The sequence below is a fragment of the Methylophaga sp. UBA3613 genome, from assembly GCF_002375415.1.
Lineage (GTDB): Bacteria > Pseudomonadota > Gammaproteobacteria > Nitrosococcales > Methylophagaceae > Methylophaga.
In genome coordinates, this window is the sequence record NZ_DFLS01000006.1 from 215,332 (window position 1) to 231,005 (window position 15,674).

The 15,674-nt window shown below is 44.8% G+C and carries 18 protein-coding genes; 9 read left to right on the top strand and 9 right to left on the bottom strand.

Annotated features, from left to right (window positions below):
* Window positions 1-12: 12 nt before the first annotated feature.
* Complete coding sequence (locus B3S93_RS07270) at window positions 13-963, top strand: 1-phosphofructokinase family hexose kinase (protein WP_292399069.1); 951 nt, start codon at window positions 13-15, stop codon at window positions 961-963.
* Here the strand turns inward: B3S93_RS07270 and recJ are convergent.
* The 6 genes from recJ to B3S93_RS07300 are packed head-to-tail and all read right to left on the bottom strand — an operon-like array spanning window position 960 to window position 6,964.
* Entirely contained in the window at window positions 960-2,684 is a 1,725-nt protein-coding gene (recJ, locus tag B3S93_RS07275) for a single-stranded-DNA-specific exonuclease RecJ (RefSeq protein ID WP_292399071.1), read from the bottom strand. The two genes, B3S93_RS07270 and recJ, sit on opposite strands and share 4 nt — an antisense overlap.
* Complete coding sequence (locus tag B3S93_RS07280; protein WP_292399074.1) at window positions 2,681-3,619, bottom strand: hypothetical protein; 939 nt, start codon at window positions 3,617-3,619, stop codon at window positions 2,681-2,683. The genes recJ and B3S93_RS07280 overlap by 4 nt, the downstream gene beginning before the upstream one ends.
* Complete coding sequence (gene hda, locus B3S93_RS07285) at window positions 3,612-4,316, bottom strand: DnaA regulatory inactivator Hda (protein WP_292357254.1); 705 nt, start codon at window positions 4,314-4,316, stop codon at window positions 3,612-3,614. The genes B3S93_RS07280 and hda overlap by 8 nt, the downstream gene beginning before the upstream one ends.
* 10 nt (window positions 4,317-4,326) lie before the next feature.
* Window positions 4,327-5,373 (bottom strand): AI-2E family transporter, encoded by a 1,047-nt coding sequence (locus B3S93_RS07290; protein WP_292357256.1) that lies wholly within the window; start codon window positions 5,371-5,373, stop codon window positions 4,327-4,329.
* On the bottom strand, window positions 5,370-5,927 hold the full coding sequence (locus tag B3S93_RS07295; RefSeq protein ID WP_292357257.1) for a CDP-alcohol phosphatidyltransferase family protein: 558 nt from the start codon (window positions 5,925-5,927) through the stop codon (window positions 5,370-5,372). Before B3S93_RS07295 ends, B3S93_RS07290 begins: the two co-directional genes overlap by 4 nt.
* Window positions 5,924-6,964 (bottom strand): DUF2066 domain-containing protein, encoded by a 1,041-nt coding sequence (locus B3S93_RS07300; protein WP_292399076.1) that lies wholly within the window; start codon window positions 6,962-6,964, stop codon window positions 5,924-5,926. The genes B3S93_RS07295 and B3S93_RS07300 overlap by 4 nt, the downstream gene beginning before the upstream one ends.
* 58 nt (window positions 6,965-7,022) lie before the next feature.
* On the opposite strand from B3S93_RS07300, the gene purM reads away from it, so the two are divergent.
* The 4 genes from purM to B3S93_RS07320 are packed head-to-tail and all read left to right on the top strand — an operon-like array spanning window position 7,023 to window position 10,046.
* Window positions 7,023-8,084 (top strand): phosphoribosylformylglycinamidine cyclo-ligase, encoded by a 1,062-nt coding sequence (purM, locus tag B3S93_RS07305; protein ID WP_292357260.1) that lies wholly within the window; start codon window positions 7,023-7,025, stop codon window positions 8,082-8,084.
* The gene (gene purN, locus B3S93_RS07310) at window positions 8,081-8,668 is read left to right on the top strand and encodes a phosphoribosylglycinamide formyltransferase (protein ID WP_292357262.1); all 588 of its coding nucleotides are present in this window, start codon (window positions 8,081-8,083) and stop codon (window positions 8,666-8,668) included. Before purM ends, purN begins: the two co-directional genes overlap by 4 nt.
* A gap of 39 nt (window positions 8,669-8,707) precedes the next feature.
* On the top strand, window positions 8,708-9,418 hold the full coding sequence (locus B3S93_RS07315) for a DUF3108 domain-containing protein (protein ID WP_292743999.1): 711 nt from the start codon (window positions 8,708-8,710) through the stop codon (window positions 9,416-9,418).
* Window positions 9,419-9,443: 25 nt separating this feature from the next.
* Complete coding sequence (locus tag B3S93_RS07320; RefSeq protein WP_292357264.1) at window positions 9,444-10,046, top strand: NUDIX domain-containing protein; 603 nt, start codon at window positions 9,444-9,446, stop codon at window positions 10,044-10,046.
* 47 nt (window positions 10,047-10,093) lie between these two features.
* On the opposite strand, the gene B3S93_RS07325 is transcribed toward B3S93_RS07320, so the two are convergent.
* The 3 genes from B3S93_RS07325 to icd form a co-directional block, all read right to left on the bottom strand.
* Window positions 10,094-11,002 carry a D-hexose-6-phosphate mutarotase gene (locus B3S93_RS07325; RefSeq protein WP_292357265.1) on the bottom strand — a complete coding sequence of 303 codons (909 nt, stop codon included), beginning with the start codon at window positions 11,000-11,002 and terminating at the stop codon, window positions 10,094-10,096.
* 70 nt (window positions 11,003-11,072) lie between these two features.
* Window positions 11,073-11,555 (bottom strand): FKBP-type peptidyl-prolyl cis-trans isomerase, encoded by a 483-nt coding sequence (locus tag B3S93_RS07330; RefSeq protein WP_014707250.1) that lies wholly within the window; start codon window positions 11,553-11,555, stop codon window positions 11,073-11,075.
* A 9-nt stretch (window positions 11,556-11,564) separates the two neighbouring features.
* Complete coding sequence (gene icd / locus B3S93_RS07335) at window positions 11,565-12,818, bottom strand: NADP-dependent isocitrate dehydrogenase (protein WP_292357267.1); 1,254 nt, start codon at window positions 12,816-12,818, stop codon at window positions 11,565-11,567.
* A gap of 57 nt (window positions 12,819-12,875) precedes the next feature.
* On the opposite strand from icd, the gene B3S93_RS07340 reads away from it, so the two are divergent.
* Genes B3S93_RS07340 through hflD form a run of 4 tightly spaced genes read left to right on the top strand, consistent with a single transcriptional unit; the run spans window position 12,876 to window position 15,607 of the window.
* Window positions 12,876-13,574, top strand: coding sequence for a pseudouridine synthase (locus B3S93_RS07340; protein WP_292357268.1), 699 nt, complete (start codon window positions 12,876-12,878; stop codon window positions 13,572-13,574).
* Window positions 13,507-13,872, top strand: coding sequence for an NUDIX domain-containing protein (locus tag B3S93_RS07345; RefSeq protein ID WP_292748603.1), 366 nt, complete (start codon window positions 13,507-13,509; stop codon window positions 13,870-13,872). The genes B3S93_RS07340 and B3S93_RS07345 overlap by 68 nt, the downstream gene beginning before the upstream one ends.
* 2 nt (window positions 13,873-13,874) lie before the next feature.
* Complete coding sequence (mnmA, locus tag B3S93_RS07350) at window positions 13,875-14,978, top strand: tRNA 2-thiouridine(34) synthase MnmA (protein WP_292357271.1); 1,104 nt, start codon at window positions 13,875-13,877, stop codon at window positions 14,976-14,978.
* Window positions 14,975-15,607, top strand: a complete 633-nt coding sequence (gene hflD / locus B3S93_RS07355) for a high frequency lysogenization protein HflD (protein ID WP_292357273.1) — start codon at window positions 14,975-14,977, stop codon at window positions 15,605-15,607. The genes mnmA and hflD overlap by 4 nt, the downstream gene beginning before the upstream one ends.
* The last annotated feature ends 67 nt before the right edge of the window (window positions 15,608-15,674 follow it).

A 15,674-nucleotide genomic window follows, 5' to 3' on the forward strand; every position in this document is an offset into this window, starting at 1 on the left:
ATGGAGACAGTAATGACGTCGTCATCGGGAAACATTCATGTTTTATGTTTAAACCCCGCTTTGGATGTGACTTACCATGTCAAAAAGTTAATCCCCGACCAAAAATCACGTTCCGATGCTGCCCGTCATGATCCAGGGGGTAATGGTATCAATATTGGCCGGGCTTTGTTTCGTATGCAGGTAGAGGCAACAACTTATTGTGTCATTGCCGGCTCCATTGGTGAGATTCTGCAAGACATGCTTGATGAACAACTACCCAATGTTCTGTTCCATCATGTCTCAGGACAGACGCGTATTAACAGCACGATTATTGAGCTTGATACACAATCTCAATTTCAAATCACTGATGCTGGCACACCTGTCCCGGCAGCCCAGTTAACTCAACTGGTGGAAAATTTTGCCAATGCTGTAGGGAATGGTTATGGCATTCTTACCGGATCCTGCCAGCCCACTGTACCAACCTCTCTGTATGCTGATTTGGTGCATAAAATCCAGCAACATGGTGGACGAACTGTCGTCGATAGTCATGGTGACATATTGCGTTTGGCAATTGAGGCGAAACCATTTTTAATTAAACCTAATTTGTATGAACTGGAAACCCTGCTACAAATAAAACTCGACACTATAGAATCAATTGCTGCATGCGCCAGAAAACTGCAGTTGTCCGGTGTTAACCATGTATGTGTTTCTTTAGGTGATCAAGGAGCTTTATTAGTCAGTCCGAACAACAGTTTTTATGCGAAAGCGTTATCAGTACCAGTGAATACTACTGTGGGTGCAGGTGATTCAATGGTCGCGGGGCTGGTGGCCGGTTTCAGTCTTGATGATCAGCCCGAAACAGCACTGCGTTATGGTATTGCCTGTGGAGCCGGTACCGTCATGCATGCCGGAACAGAATTATTTCACGGTGATGAACTGGCCGATTTTAGACAGCAGGTAACTATTCAAACTCTGGATATTTAACTCGGCAACAGATTATCAACCAGCAACTGTAGTGATTTGCTTTGTCGAAACTCATTTACATCCAGACGGTAGTGCAAGCCAACCTTCTGTCCAATCTGGAGCCATACTGGAGCTGTTTGACGAAACGCCATTGCCGTGATTTCCCGCCCATCATCCAGTTTTACGGTTAAACGCAAATGATCCGATTGCTGACCGACATGACGATAATTCTGCAACACAAACTGTCCATGAAACTGTGGTTCCGGAAAAGCCTGACCCCATGGCGCCAGTACCGGTAATTGCTCGGCCAGCTGGAGGTTCAGTTCCTGCGCCGATAATTCACCGTCAGAATACAAAGCGCGTTCAAATACACTGGGATCGGCTGAAAGCTGAACAGCTTCCCTGAATGCCTGCTCAAACAATGAAAAGTCGTTCTGCTTTAATGTTAACCCTGCTGCCATCGCATGTCCGCCAAAGCGTAAAATTAAATCAGGATATTTAGCCGCAACATTAACCAGGACATCACGAATATGAACGCCTGTTATAGAGCGCGCTGAACCTTTGATTTCACCAGGTTCGCCCGATGCAAACACGATGACTGGCCGATGCAGTTTTTCTTTAATTCGAGAGGCGAGTAATCCGATTACCCCTTGATGCCAGCTTTCGTCATATAAACAATAAGCAGCTGCCTGAGTGGTTTCATTCAGCTGCAGTTTTTCCAGCATCGCCAGAGCTTCCAGCTGCATGCCTTGTTCAACCGAGCGACGCTCAATATTAATCTTATCCAGCAACTGAGCAGCTTGCTGAGCCATAGCAAAGTTATCCGTCAGTAAGGTATCAATGCCCAACCCCATATCTTCCATACGGCCCGCTGCATTTAACCTCGGCGCAATGGCAAAGCCCAAATCCTGTGCAGATAATCGATTGATATCCTTACCGGCAATTTGTAATAAAGCGCTGATACCTGCACAGGCGCGTCCCTGCCGCATACGTTTCAGTCCAAGATCCACCAGTGTGCGATTGAGCCTATCCAAAGGCACGACATCGGCGACGGTGCCCAATGCGACCAAATCCAGCAATTCCACCAGACGAGGTTCTGCCAGTTGCTGTAATTCAAACCAGTTAATATCACGTAATCCCTGCCGCAGACCGACCAGCACATAAAATGCCACCCCAACCCCTGCCAGCATTTTGCTGGGAAAGTTATCTCCGGGTTGATTAGGATTAACGATAGCGTCGGCTTGTGGCAATTGTTCTGCGGCAAGATGATGATCAGTGATCAACACTTGCATACCACGTTGTTTGGCCAGAGCAACCCCATCCAGACTGGCAATCCCGTTATCCACGGTGATCAATAAATCCGGCTGGGTTTCACTATCAATTTCGTTAAGTAATTCTGTGGTTAAGCCATAACCATGCACGAATCGATTTGGAACGATAAAATCAATATGTTGCAGCCCCATCATGCGCAAACCACGCATCATTACTGCACAGCTGGTAGCGCCATCGCTATCAAAATCCGCCACAATCATTACTCGCCATTGCTGCTGTAATGCCTTGATCAATAATGTTACGGCTGCTTCCATCCCCAGCATTTCCGAGGGTTTTGGCAATCCAGCTAAATCAAAGGTTAATTCATCTGCTTTAACAATACCTCTCGCCGCCATGATTCTTCGAATACATGCTGGCCATTCCTCAGGTAATTCACTGATATCACCTATATTACGCTGTTGAATATTCATAATGGCCAAGGCTTCCATACATCCCAGCAGCGCCACTGATATTGGCCATGTTCAGGAATGATTAAACGTAACTGTTGAATTTGATAACGGCGTAATTTTTGTTTTAAAGGCAAAATTTGTTGTGCCGTCACAAGCTGCAAGCGTTGCTGCCAATCATTCTGCAAATCCAGTTCCGGTAACAGCAGTAATTGATTTCCACCTCCCAACTGCTCAGGTTTCCACTCAGAAAAAGAGTTAAGGCTGACAGAACACGCAGAGGACAGTAACTTTAATAAAGTCGAATCGCCATAGACCTTATCCCATCCATTGGTAGACGGTTGCCAGTCTCCCTTGCCCCAAAACCAGAGACTATTCACTGGCAATTTGCCAGCTGACTGTCTTTGTTGGTTAACCGGATGTTCAAATAAAGCCATTTGAATTTCATTATTCAAACGTAACCAGGCATTTTGTTCCTGTCCGGTCGGTAACGCTGAGACTACCGACTTACCAATCAGTGATGGCATTGCCGTTAGGGAAATATCGGGCATATTTTCCAACCAAACTGACCAATGGTTTAAATCATTAGGCACCAGTTGAGCATCAAAATCATTCAATAAAGGTTGAATGCATTCTCTAAGCTGGGTGCCCTCTTCCATTGTTAAATCATTAATTGAAAATAATAAAAGGCGATCTCGATCAGCATGCAGATAACACGGATCAGCGCAAAGACTTAGTTGACCTGGATTTCGTAATGCCGAAGCGGGTAAATCAGCATCTGTGAGGGGCTTGGCATTAAAAAGCTGAATTAATGCTTTTTCAAACGTGTGATGGTCAGCAGTGAAATGTGCTTTTTTTAATAATTGTTTCAGTTCTTCGGGTAATAAAGACTGATTAATTTCCTGCATCGCAGTGGCTAAACCAGGCCAAATAATTGTCACTGATGGCTTTTCAGCCACGTTGTATAACTTCCCGGACAAACGGAATGGTTAATCGACGCTGAGCCTGTAAAGACGCTTTATCGAGACGTTGCAATACTAACATCAATGACGGCATATCCCGGCTGTAATGGCGTAATAGATATTGGGCTACTTCTTCAGGCAAAATCAATCCTCTACTCTGTGCATGACTGATCAACGCCTGTTGTTTCAATGCATCAGTCATTGAAGGCAATTGATAAATTAATCCCGTTGCCAGTCTGGATCGAAGATCAGGCAATTCAATGGCTAATTGTGCCGGGTTCTGATCAGCGCAAATCAGTAATTTATGCTCTTTCTCACGTAAACGGTTAAAGCAGTGAAATAACGCCTCTTCCCATGCAGCATCGCCACAGATTGCCTGCAGATCATCCAAACAGACAACATGGCTCTGGACTAGGGAAGCTAATACCTCAGCATCTGCTGTATCGCGAAGTTCCTGCAGATTAATATAACTCACCGGATACCCCTGATTTTGCAGGCGTTCGGCAATTGCCAGATTCAAATGGGTTTTGCCAACCCCGGACTCTCCCCAAAGATAGAGAAAATCAGGTTTTTTTTCCAGGCAGAACGCATCCACAACAGAGGCTAACTCATCGCTTTCAAAGATAAAGTTATCTATCGTGAAGATTTCATGCGGTGTTAACCGCAGCGTCAGCTGTATTTCCTGCTTATTCATCACCTGCTGCTCAGGAATACAGATGACTGTTCAGGTAGCGGTGGTGAGCATGCCGTAACAAAACCATCACTACAGCGGCCACTGGCAGTGCTAACAATACACCGACAAACCCGAATAATGTGCCACCAGCCATCACTGCGAAAATAACTGCCACGGGGTGCAGACCAATCCGTTCGCCCACAAATCGAGGTGTCAGAAACATTCCTTCAACCATCTGTGCAAAACCGAATGTCAGAACGACCCATAGGATGGGTAACCATTCCTGAAACTGTAAATAGGCTGCAAGACCGGCGAGCAGAATACCAATAAATAAACCAAGATATGGTACAAAACTCACAATACCGGCTATCACTCCAATTAGTAAAGCCAGGTCGAGTCCAATCAATGTCAGACCGATACAATACATGATTGATAAGGCCAGCATGACCATCAACTGCCCGCGTAAAAAGCCTGCCAGCATATCGTCACATTCACCGCTAATCTTAATGATTTTGTCTGCATGTTTACGCGGCAATAATTCGCGAAACCTGGCCACCAGATCGTCCCAGTCTCTCAACAGATAAAACGTCAGTACCGGGATAAGGATCAGATTGGTTAACCATTGCAATATCACAAGGCCTGAACGGGTCATATATCCAAAGACATCACCCGCCATTTTTCCCGCTTCCGACCAATAATCCTGCAAAGCGGTTTTAACGGTATTAAGGTCGATCATATCTGTTGATAAACCGACTCTTTGCAACACATGCTCCAGCGAGTTTTGCAGTTGATCCAGATAAGCTGGCAGTTTTTCAAATAAAGATGCCAGTTGAGCACTAAGCATGGGAATAAAAATAAGTAATAAAATCATTCCCGTCAGCACAAATATAGCGAAAACAACACATACCGCTAAAGTGCGGGATAAACGATAGTTTTCCAATCTGTCGGCCAGTGGGTCTCCCAGATAAGCCAATAATGCCGCAATAAAAAATGGTGTTAAAACAGAAGATAACTCCATCATTAGCCAGCCAGATAAAATCAATAGCCCTAGCAACAGGAATTTATTGGTATCACTCATGAGCTTTTTTTCATCTGACGCCACGCGTTTGTCCCCCATACCACAATGTATTCACTACCACTAATGATGACACTTGCCACCACCAACCAGATTAAGGTTGTACTCCATGTCGCTACTTGCGGAAGCCATTCTTGCTGCAAAATAACAAGCAACACTAAAGCAATCTGAAAAACTGTATTGATTTTACTGCTCCAGAGCGGAGACAGTTCATATTCACCGAATTTGAAATGATAAATCAAAGCACCACAAACAATCAGTAAATCTCGACCAAACACCAGCAATAATAGCCACAAGGGTAATAGTTGCATATAGGTTAATGTGGTAAATGTTGCGACCAGCAGAAATTTATCTGCTAGTGGATCAAGAATAGAGCCCAGACGACTTTGCCAGTGAAAATGACGAGCCAGAAAACCATCCACACCATCAGAAATACCAGCGATGGCCACCAGAATCAATGCAGTGGAAAACTTTTCTTCAATCATCAGCCAGACAATAGGGCCAACTAATAAAATTCGAAATACACAAATGAGGTTGGGAATATCCCGTGGACTCAAGGTAATAACCTGTATTGAGAGCCGCTATCATCAGTGGTATCGGGCTCAATTACCCGTCCCATCGCTAGTAATTGTCTGAATTTTTCCGGCTCAGCCTGAATAAGTAAAACCAAATCGAGCTTCTCACTGCCCAAGCTACCGACTTTAATATCCGAAACGACCTGTAAGCTTCCCAGATAATCCATTAGTCGACTGTAGCCATCGTAGTCTTCAATACCAGAAACATGAATTTCCATTTCGGTATTACCTGATTCACTGAATGAGATATTCAGCCGTCTACCCAGCCGATCAGCAAACTCATCCACCCCGTTTTGAATCGCTGTTTTAACATCACCCTGACTTGACCAGCGCTCAACCTCTTCACCAAGCAATGCCTGCCAACTTATTTCGACAGATTCCTCATTACCCCGTAAACGAGCTGACACAATGACAGAAGAACCATATCGCTCGGAGGCCTGTTTTACAGCAGTATTATTACCCGTGGCAACATCGTTAAAAGTCAGCTGAGTCTGATCCTCAAGATCCATCAATGGCAACAATAACGGAATACCGCGTTTTTTTGCTGCCTGTTCGATATGAAAAAGTAATGAATCTTCATCACCTTCCCCAATCAATTGTTGTTTCCCTGCGTACTCAATAGCCACCCAGAACAGTGTCTCAGGTCGGATTTTGTCCCATACTGGCAACCCGATTCGTTGTAAGGCGTTATTGATGCCTTCAGCATTAAATTCGAGCATTAAAGCTAATTGTTGTTCCGCAACATCGCTGTCAGAATTTGGAATTTGCTGATAATAATATTGATCGACATACCGGTCTGCATCGGTTATCAGAGCAGAAATATCTGCCTGCTCCACCGCGCGACGGTCACCAACGACTTTTACTACCACCTGTTTGAGCAATTCCGGCGCGAGTCGCTGACGATCTTCTTCACTCTGCGAAGCAACAGGTGCTTGAGCTTGATATAAATCAGTAACTTCCGCGGCGGAGACAATCGACGCAGCGAAAACGAAAATCAGTGAGAAAAATAATCTAGGCATTGTGGTATTCTAACACGCTGTTTTTTGTGTGTGATGTCCAAATAATCAGGAAGCCAGCATGACCGATCCAGTCGTTCCACCTACCCAATCAAACCAAGCTCTCAGCTACCGCGATGCCGGTGTTGATATTGAAGCCGGAAATGCGCTTGTCGAGCGTATCAAACCCTTAGCAGCCAAAACCCGTCGTCCTGGTGTCATGGCTGGACTGGGTGGATTTGGCAGCCTGTTTGAACTACCGCTCGATAAATATAAACAACCGGTTTTGGTCTCAGGAACAGATGGTGTTGGCACCAAATTAAGACTGGCAATCGAGGCTGGAATACATGACACCATTGGTATTGATTTAGTTGCCATGTGCGTCAACGATATCGCAGTTCTTGGCGCGGAACCGTTGTTCTTCCTTGATTATTATGCCACCGGAAAACTTAATATTGATGTAGCAACGGATGTTGTCAGCGGTATTGCTGAAGGCTGTCTTCAATCAGGGGCCGCATTGGTAGGCGGCGAAACAGCTGAAATGCCAAGCATGTATCAGGAAGGTGATTTTGATTTAGCAGGTTTTTGTGTCGGCATTGTAGAAAAAGACAACATTATTGATGGATCTCAGGTAAAAGCTGGTGATGCCATTATCGGGATCGCGTCTTCCGGACCACACTCAAATGGCTATTCATTGATTCGCAAGATTATTGAAGTCAGCAAAGCTGATCTGAATATGTCATTTGATGGTGCAACATTAGGTGAAAAACTGTTGGCACCGACCAGAATCTACGTTAAGTCATTACTACAACTACATGAAAAAATTAATATTCACGCATTGTCTCATATTACCGGTGGTGGTTTATTGGAAAACATTCCCCGCGTATTACCAGAAAATGTAACGGCAATTATTGATAGTAAAAGCTGGCAAAGACCGGCCGTTTTCGACTGGCTGCAACAGCAGGGAAATGTGGTCGATCGTGAGATGTATCGCACTTTTAATAATGGTATTGGCATGGTGGTTTGTGTAGCTGAGCAGGATGCCGATGCAACCGTACAGATTCTGACTGCACTGGGTGAGACGGCTATGCGTATTGGCCATATTGAAAATAGTGACACCGAAGAACAAGTCATTATTAAATGACTACTGCCTTGAAACCCAAGTTGGTCATCCTGATTTCAGGACGTGGCAGCAACATGCAATCAATTGTTAAAGCGATTCAGGTAAATGAGTTGGATGCGGAGGTTGCTGCCGTAATCAGTAATTGTCCCAATGCAGCTGGATTGGAATTTGCTCAGCAATCTGACATTGCCACCCGAATACTGGATCACAAGGCTTTTACAAGTCGTGAAGCGTTTGATGAACAGCTGATGAAGCTGATTGATTCTTTTGTTCCGGATTATGTTGTATTAGCTGGCTTTATGCGGATTTTGAGCGCAGGATTTGTTAAGCACTATGCGAATAAATTAATCAATATTCATCCATCGCTGTTACCTAAATTCAAAGGTATGCATACGCACAAACGAGCCATCGAAGCCGGTGAAAAAGAACATGGTGCGACGGTACACTTTGTTACCGAGGAACTGGATGCCGGACCGATAATATTACAGGCTAAAGTACCTATTCTGGAAAATGATACTGAAGACACTCTGGCAGCCAGAGTGTTGATTGAGGAACATAAGCTTTATCCTGATGCCTTAAGGTTGCTGATTCAACAACAGAACTGATTATTCATGCGCTATTTTTCCTACCTGGTGTTGCTGTTTATGTCTGCTACGGTTTGTGCTCAAGACCTAGCTGATTATTCTGCACAATATGAAATCAATATGAATGGTTTGCAGGCTGGCGAGCTGAACCAGCAGCTGGAAACCTTAACAGATGGTTTGCATCGCTTTCGTTCAGCGACTAAGGCCAAAGGTGTAGTTGCTTTATTCAAACGCGATACGGTCAAGGAAACCAGCTTATGGACCCTCTCCCAACAGCAGATTAAGCCCCGTCAATATCTTTATCAACGCAATGGTGGCAAAAAAGATAAATATTTACGCATGGACTTTGATTGGCGTAATCGCTCCGTACATATAGATGACAGGGTTCATCCATGGGATCTTGAAATTGAAGATAGTACATTGGAAAAACATGTTTATCAGGTACAACTGAGATTGGATTTGCTGCAGAATCCCAAACAGAAAACCTTTAATTATTTAATTGCAGATGGCGGCCGTCTAAAACATTATCAGATCAAAAGACTTGAGCAGGAAACGATAACTACACCACTTGGCAGCATAAACACTGTTAAATTCAAAAGACAACGTGATAGAGACAGCGACAAGGATCGGGAAACCACTTTGTGGTGTGCACCGGAATTGAATTATTTGCCGGTCAAACTGGAGCACATTGAAAAAGATGGCACCAAATTTACTGCGGTATTGCGTCGTGTAGAGGGTATATCAAAATCAGCATTTACCCCTGTCGAATAACATCCCTGAAATGTAAGGAAAACTGATGAGCAAAAAACAGTTTGAAATCATTGAAGAAACAACCGCTTATAGCGGTTTTTTTAGTTTAAAAGTTGTCTCTTTAAAACATACATTATACAAAGGTGGCTGGAGTGCACCGCTAACCCGAGAAGTCTTTCATCGTGGAAGCTGTGTTGCGGTATTACTTTATGATCCACAAAAAGATGCGTTGGTTATTATCGAACAATTTCGTCCCGGCGCCATACAACTAAATGATGAGCGTGCGTGGCTTCTTGAGATTGTGGCTGGGGCAATTGAACCTGGCGAAACACCAGAATCCGTGGCCTATCGCGAGGCCGTTGAGGAATCAGGATGTGAAATACTGGAAATGATCAAGATAAGTGAGTTTTTCACCTCTCCGGGCGGTACATCCGAGCTATTACACCTGTTTTGTGGACGCATAGATAGCACCCATATTGGTGGATTACATGGCCTGGATGAGGAAGATGAAGATATCTCAGTCAGTGTATTATCATTCGATGAAGTCTATGCCTTGCTGGAAACAGGTAAAATTATCTCGGCGATTCCGATTATTGCTATCCAATGGCTGGCTTTACATCGTGAAGAATTACGTCAACGCTGGACTTAAGCACACTCTATATCGTTGTTGAACAGCTGAGATTGAAATGTCACTTTCTAACCCAATGGCATGATTCTGTAACCAGCTGAAATCGTATGCGATTCACCCGGTGCCAAACTGATACTGTTATTGGCGGCATTGGCCGTTTCAACACAGACAAAGTACTGATACGAGTCATCAGTCATATCTTTTAATGTTGCCACCCTATCCCAAGGATTCCATACTATTGTGGTATTTGAACCTGAACTTTCTACCACAATGCGGCGTGCCCAGTCAGAATCCTCAATAAATAGCTTGTCAGGACTGTTCAAATACACTCTGTCTGTTTCGCCGTTAAAAACGATCTCACCAGCCTGAAGTTTCTCACGAAAATTTTCTACCTTGTCGAGATAATGATGATTGCTCAACCCCCTCACCTGAGTTTTTTCGATATTTCCCACTGCAAAATAAGTATGCAATGCCTGTGAGATAACAAAACTTTCTTGATCAAGGTTTTCAGTAGTTAAGGATAATGTTAGCTGTTCATTGATCTCAATCACCATTTTCAAACTATAAGCACAATGCCAAAGCGGTTCGTCCTTAGGATCCGGTGATAATGACAGAGTCAATTTAATGCCATCATTTTCAGTCTGTTGCACATCAATCAAATCCCAAACACGGTTACGTGCAAAACCATGAGCAGGACGGCCTTTACCACTGGGATCAACACCAAACCATGGCCAACAGACCGGGACACCTCCTCGAATTGCCCGCCGATCACCATAACGGCTCATTCGACTCAAAAACAATAGATCATGTAATGCATGTGCAGAGCGGTAAGATAATACCTGCGCACCCTGAGTTGTTATACGTGCCTTGGCATGAGGCGTATTGATATTTATCATTACACATTCTGACGGCCCCATTGAAAAATCCAGGCGATCAGCAATAGCAAATTGTTGTTTTAGTTGTTCTATAGTTTGCATTAAATTCTACGTCTGAAACAAAAAGACGGGCACAATGCCCGTCTTTGAGACTAAATCTAAGTTTTAGTTTTTAGTGCTGGTGACCGCCTTCACCATGAACATGTCCATGTTCAAGCTCTTCTGCACTTGGTTCACGAACTTCACGGATTTCAACGTCAAAGTTCAAATGTACGCCAGCCAGAGGATGATTTCCATCGACGGTAACAGTTTCATCATTGATTGCTACTACAGTGACCAAAACCGGGCCTTGCTCGGTTTCGGACTGAAATTGCATACCCACTTCAACTTTTTCTACACCACTGAATAATTCAGCAGGTACATCCTGTTTTAGCGCATCATGGCGTTCGCCATAAGCATTTGCTGGTTCGATACTGGCCTGGACTTTATCGCCAGTTTCTTTGCCCGCCAGGGCATCTTCCAAACCAGGGATAATATTGCCAGCGCCATGCAGATACGCCAGCGGGCCGGCACCTTCACTGCTATCAATGACTGTGCCGCTGTTGTCGGTGAGCGTGTAGTCGATCACGACTACTTTGTTGTCTGCAACTTTCATGGAAACTCCTTACATGTTTTGAATAACAGCTGCAGCATAATCACTACAACTCAACGCATCGACGCCAATAGCCTGAGCTAAATCACCGGTGACACGCGCATTAGAAATGGCGCCTGAGACGCCGGAAACGACCAGATCTGCCGCTTCGCCCCAACCTAAATGTCTTAAAAGCATTTCGGCCGATAGGATTAATGATGACGGATTCGCATTATTTTTTCCAGCCAAAGCCGGTGCTGTGCCATGTGTTGCTTCAAACATCGCAACGGCATCCGCTAAATTTGCACCCGGTGAGATGCCAATTCCCCCAACCTGTGCAGCAAGGGCATCAGAAATGTAATCACCATTCAGATTCAATGTGGCAACCACATCATAATCTTTAGGGTGCAATAAAATTTCCTGTAAAAATGCATCGGCTATCGAGTCTTTGATAACGATTTTTTTACCGGTATTTGGATTATTAAAGGTTTTCCAGGGCCCACCATCCAGCGGCGTAGCACCAAACTCTTTTTCAACAAGGTCATAGCCCCATTGTTTGAAAGCCCCTTCGGTGAACTTCATGATGTTACCCTTATGTACCAGGGTCAATGAATCACGGTCATTGTCGATAACATATTGAATGGCTTTACGTACCAGTCGCTCTGTTCCCTCTTTGGAAACCGGCTTGATGCCTATCCCCGAGGTTTCAGGAAAACGGATTTTGCTGACACCCATGTCTTTTTGCAGAAAGTCGATGACCTTCTGAACTTCAGGTGTACCGGCAGCCCATTCAATACCGGCATAAATATCTTCTGAGTTTTCGCGGAAGATAACCATATCGATATTTTCGGGTGCTTTAACCGGGCTTGGCGTACCAGGGTAATAACGTACCGGGCGCTGACAGACATATAAATCAAGCGTCTGACGTAATGCCACATTCAAAGAGCGAATCCCGCCTCCCACTGGCGTCATTAACGGACCTTTGATCGATACCGAATATTCTCTCAACGCATCAATGGTTTCTTCTGGCAAATAGGTTTCAGCACCATAAAGCTGTGTGGCTTTTTCGCCAGCGTAGACTTCCATCCAGGAAATTTTGCGTTCGCCGTTGTAGGCTTTGTTCACTGCCGCATCAATCACATCAATCATGGCCGGTGTGATATCGATACCGATGCCATCACCTTCGATAAAAGGGATAATCGGTTGATTAGGTACATTCAATGAATAATCGGCATTAACGCCGATGGCTGCACCCTGTTCCGGTACACTAATGTGTTGATATGCCATGCACGGCTCCTGAAGTTAAAAGTGGCATTTTACATGATCTATGGCGTTGATATAACCATGACCAGACTAATTGCATTTAATAAACCCTATGACGTGCTGACTCAATTCAGCGATAGCGACGGTCGTAAGACACTGAAGAACTACATAGATATACCGGACATCTATCCGGCAGGTCGGTTAGATCGGGACAGTGAAGGATTATTATTGCTGACCGACGATGGTCAATTGCAACATCATATCAGCGATCCACGACATAAATTAAGCAAAACTTACTGGGTTCAGGTGGAAAACATTCCGGATGCTGCTGCGCTTGAACAATTGCAACAGGGTGTCATGTTAAAAGATGGTCTGACCAAACCGGCTAATGCCAGACTTATCAATGAACCTGATTTGTGGGAAAGAGTTCCGCCGGTACGATTTCGACAATCGATTCCAACCCAGTGGTTGGAATTGCAAATCAGTGAAGGCAAAAACCGACAGGTACGCCGTATGACTGCTGCAGTCGGCCATCCAACATTAAGATTGATCCGCGTAGCGATTGGCCCCTGGCAATTAAATGATCTGCAACCCGGACAATGGTGCGAAGTTAATTTTCAGACCGTGATAAAATACGCCGATGATTTGGACTCCAAGAACCACCGTAGCCGCCGTAATAGAACGCGACCAGCAATTTCTGATGGTCGAGGAAATGATCGGCAGCGAACTCAAACTCAACCAGCCAGCCGGCCATCTCGAAGACGGAGAAAGCCTGATTGAAGCGGTTATCCGGGAAACACTGGAAGAAACAGCCTGGCAATTTACGCCTGAGTCGTTGATTGGTATCTATCGCTGGCGACATCAGCAAACTGAAAATACCTATATTCGTTTCTGTTTTAGCGGAAGCGTGGGGGAAAAGCTGGATAGACCACTGGATACTGACATTCATCAGGCTGTCTGGCTGGATGCTGACACTATCAAACAGCGTCGATCACAGTTTCGCAGTCCTTTAGTCGAGCAATGTTTACAGGATTACCTCGCTGGAAAACGCTATCCACTTGATTTATTAACTGATTAATTATGTCTGAACACAAAAAAATAGTTGTCGGTCTGTCCGGCGGCGTGGACTCCTCTGTTTCAGCGTTGTTACTTAAACAACAAGGCTTTGATGTTGAAGGTCTGTTCATGAAAAACTGGGTCGACTATGCGGATGAAAGCGAATGTACTGTTGAGGATGATCGCAAAGACGCCCAATCAGTTGCTGATAAAGTGGGCATCGTTTTTCATGAAGCCAATTTCGCTATGGAATACTGGGATTATGTATTCAAACATTTCTTGGATGAATACAAAGCGGGCCGCACGCCGAATCCCGATATTCTGTGTAATCGTGAAATCAAATTTAAAGCTTTTTTAGATCACGCCATGGAATTGGGTGGCTATCTGATTGCCACCGGTCATTACGCACGAGTGCGCGAACATGAAGGTAAATTTCAGTTATTGAAAGGCCTGGATAACAGCAAAGACCAGAGTTACTTCCTGTATACCCTTGGTCAGGCGCAATTATCCCGTACTCTTTTCCCGCTGGGCGAATTACCAAAAACCGAAGTGCGTCAGATTGCCGAAAAAGCTGGCTTTATCAATCACGACAAAAAAGACAGCACCGGTATCTGCTTTATCGGGGAGCGACGTTTTCGCGAGTTTCTGGGGCGTTACATTCCGGCTCAACCCGGTGAAATGCGCACCCCGGAAGGCGAAAAAATTGGTGAACATTCAGGGTTAATGTATTACACCCTCGGCCAACGCCAGGGCCTTGGCATTGGTGGTCGTAAAAACAGCAGCGGTGAGCCCTGGTTTGTGGCTGGCAAGGATATGGAAAAGCGAATTTTATATGTTGTTCAAGGTGAACATGAATGGCTTTACAGCACTAAACTTACCGCTGAACAACTTTCATGGGTGGCTGGCGAAGCCCCGGAATTGCCATGTCGTGCCAGTGCAAAAACCCGCTATCGTCAACCAGATCAGCCCTGCCTCATCACTCAGGATGAACAAGGCAATATTCAGGTTGAATTTGACTCGCCACAACGCGCCGTCACACCAGGACAATCTGTTGTGTTTTATCAGGATGATGTCTGTTTGGGCGGTGGCATTATTATCGATACCAACGCTCCGGGGATGCATCCATGAGTCAGAGAACAATTATTCATGATCGTGTCATTGCTCTCTCCGCTTTGATGCAATCCGTGACTTTAGTGCAGCAGATTGCTGAAACCGGTCAGGTCGATAACGATGATATGCAGACCATGCTGCAGAGTTTACTGGTGATGGATGCGCCTGATACTGAATCGGTTTATGGTGAAATCAGTAAATTAACAACGGGGATCCGTCAGTTCAATAATCAGCTATCGAAACGTAAACAACCTGGCGATATTGTGGTGTTGCGCTATGCAATCGGAATTTTGCACTTGCAACGCAAACTGGCAAAGCGCCCCGCAATGCTGGATCTGATTACCCGTGAACTGGATCAGATTCCGCAACAGATTGAATACTTTGGCAGCATCACCAGTCCGCAGGTAATTGCCCGTTTCGCCGATATCTATCAGCGTACCGTCAGTGAACTCACGCCGCGTATTCAGGTGTTTGGTGATTCCACTTATCTGCAACAAGCTGATAACGTTAATCGTATTCGTGCTCTGCTGCTGTCTGGAATTCGCGCTGCAGTGTTATGGCAACAGAAAGGTGGCAGACGCTGGCAGTTCTTATTGCAGAGCAATAAATTATTACAGGCAGCGACAGATTTACACGCTCAAACCTAATAAAGCTCGTTACCAATAATAGTCATAAAAAAAGGGCTGTGAAAACAGCCCTTTTTGGTTTCTGTGA